Origin of the sequence: Pseudolactococcus hodotermopsidis, assembly GCF_011170085.1 — a bacterium.
Classification (GTDB): Bacteria; Bacillota; Bacilli; order Lactobacillales; family Streptococcaceae; genus Pseudolactococcus; species Pseudolactococcus hodotermopsidis.
Genome location: NZ_BLLI01000120.1, coordinates 1 through 1,950 on the forward strand (window position 1 = coordinate 1; position 1,950 = coordinate 1,950).

At 37.5% G+C, this 1,950-nt stretch carries 1 protein-coding gene; it reads right to left on the reverse strand.

Going from position 1 to position 1,950, the window contains the following annotated elements; genetic code table 11:
* Positions 1–386 precede the first annotated feature (386 nt).
* Positions 387–1,619 (reverse strand): 30S ribosomal protein S1, encoded by a 1,233-nt coding sequence (rpsA, locus tag Hs30E_RS10865; protein ID WP_172209951.1) that lies wholly within the window; start codon positions 1,617–1,619, stop codon positions 387–389.
* Positions 1,620–1,950 lie beyond the last annotated feature (331 nt).

Consider the following 1,950-nt stretch of genomic DNA (forward strand, 5'->3'; position numbering starts at 1 on the left):
TCGACACTAGCACGTTGTTTCTTTTTCTTACCATCGTGTACTAACTTGATAACACGATACTTTTTCAATTCATTCACAGTGAGTAATATCCTTTTCATAAGTATTAGTTTAACATTTGGGACATTTTGTATTTCGACCTACTTAGGACATTATCACTTTCGAATGATAAGTATCTGAATATAACCAGTCTTTTTCTTGTAAATGATACTTGCTTAGGATATAATTAAACATGTCTTTCCTTTCTTTTGTGTTGCTTAGTAACTCACATTATAGAAGGAAGGATTTTTTTGCAAAAAAATCGTGTGGGAATTTTTCCCACACGATTTATTATAGAGCCAAAAAACGCCCTTTAGGGACGTTTTCTAAAATTATTTCAATAATTTTAATTAGAAATTGTTAATATCAAAATCTTCACCTAAGAAATCAGCAAGTGAGAAACCTTCTTGCGTTTCAGGTAGTGTGTATTCTGGTTTTGTGTTGCGACGTGGCGCACGTGGTTTAGAATCACGACGTTGTCCGCCATTGCCAGAATCATTTGAACGTTCTTTACGTGCTGGCGCTTCAGTCAAGGCTTTGATTGACAATGAAATACGTTCCTCAGCTGGTTTCACATCAAGTACTTTGACTTGAACGGCTTGACCAACTGACAAAACATCCTTAGCATTTTCAACACGTTCCCAAGAGATTTGTGAAATGTGAACCAAACCTTCAACACCTGGGAAGATTTCAATGAATGCACCGAAATCAGTGATACGTTTCACAGTACCGTCTAGAACAGCCCCAACTGGTGCTTTTTCTTCAATGTCATCCCAAGGACCTGCTTGTGTCGCTTTAAGAGAAAGTGACACACGACCAGCTACTTCGTCAACTTTCAAGACTTTAACTTGAACAGTTTCGCCAACTTTAACCACATCGCTAGGTTTCTTAACACGTCCATGTGACAACTCAGTCACGTGAACAAGCCCATCAACGCCACCAAGGTTAATGAAAGCACCAAAGTCTGTTGTACGCGCAACAGTTCCTTCAACGATGTCGCCCTCATGCAAATTAGCGAAAGCCTCAGCGCGTTGTGCTTTAGACTCCTCTTCAATAACCGCACGACGACTCAAGATGAAACGTTTATCAGCAGCATTGACTTCGATAATTTTAGCTTCAAGGTCTTCGCCAACAAATTTCTTAGTATCACGAACAAAATAAGTGTCAATCATAGATGCGGGAATGAAACCACGAACACCGTTGAAATCAACTGATAAGCCACCTTTAACATCTTTTACGACTTTAACAGTGACAACTTCGCCTTCCCTACCTTCAAGGTCAGTAAAAGCTTTACGTGCAGCAAGACGTTTTTCAGAAAGCAAATAAACATTCGCACCTTCTGATTCTCTACCAACGATTTGTTTCACAACCAAAAGGTCGCGAATATCGCCAGATTTGACGAAGTCGTTAATATCAGCATCACGTTCGTTTGTCAGTTCGCGAAGTGTCAAAACACCCTCAACACCTGTACCAACAATAGCCACAGTAGCTTGACCGCCTTCAACAGTGAGAATTTCACCACTTACGACATCACCAACTTTAACGTCACCGACGCTGTTCAATAGTTCTTCAAATTCGTTCATTTTTTAAAAAGTTTCCTCCAGCAATTTGACTGACACATATTTTAAGGAAAGTCTAAAAATATTTTTGTATTTTGAAAATAATCTTCAAAAACAAAGAACAAAGACAAGTTATTAGCATTTCCATTTACAACCGTTACAGTCCTAAGGTCTATTTTAGCACAATCCTTTCAAAAAGAAAAGTGTTTTTTATATAATTTTTAAATTTTATCATTCGAAAGTGATAATGTCCTAAGTAGGTCGAAACATAAAATGTCCCAAATGTTAAACTAATACTTATGAAAAGGATATTACTCACTGTGAATGAATTGAAAAAATATCGTGTTATCAAGTT